This window comes from Streptomyces sp. RP5T (genome assembly GCF_003933965.1).
In the GTDB taxonomy this organism is placed as follows: domain Bacteria; phylum Actinomycetota; class Actinomycetes; order Streptomycetales; family Streptomycetaceae; genus Streptomyces.
In genome coordinates this window covers 1-500 of the sequence record NZ_RSAJ01001266.1, presented here as the reverse complement: position 1 = coordinate 500, position 500 = coordinate 1, and the positions used below count along the sequence as shown (strand labels likewise).

The following is a 500-nucleotide window of genomic DNA, read 5'->3' as shown; positions in this document are numbered from 1 at the left end:
CGTCGTCCTCCCCCGCCAACGCGTCCCGTACGACCTGCGGCTCCTCGTCCACCCCGAACCGCTCCGCGAGCGCCTCGACGACCTCCTCCGCGGCATCCCGATCAGGCAGCACCAGTACATGTCTCACATCGCTCACGGCACCATTTTCCAGGCCGGACGGGACGGGCAGGACCGGCTCAACCGTGCCCTTCGCGGTTCCGCACGGTCGGCACCCGGTCGAGCTCGACACCGAACCTCTCCCGGTACACCCCCAGCACCTCCTCGTCCGTCTCCAGCTCCCGCTCCTCCCGCTCCCCGGCGGCGTCCGTGGTCTTGAGGACCCGCCCGCTGAGCGTGATCCGCCCGCCGTCCTCCGTGACCCTCGAACACACCAGGGACTGGGTGAAGTGCGAGGCCGGCGAGGTGCTGTGCCACCAGGCCCCGGCCACGAAGTCACCGAGCACCCGGGGCCGCACCTCCAGCCGGTACTGGCTCCTGCCGCCCAGGACGACGTCCAGGTC

General features: G+C 71.2%; 1 protein-coding gene. It reads right to left on the bottom strand.

Going from position 1 to position 500, the window contains the following annotated elements; genetic code table 11:
* Window positions 1–176: 176 nt before the first annotated feature.
* Window positions 177–500, bottom strand: a 324-nt coding sequence (locus EHS43_RS45745) for an arylamine N-acetyltransferase (RefSeq protein ID WP_148104394.1), incomplete at its 5' end; no start/stop codon positions are given.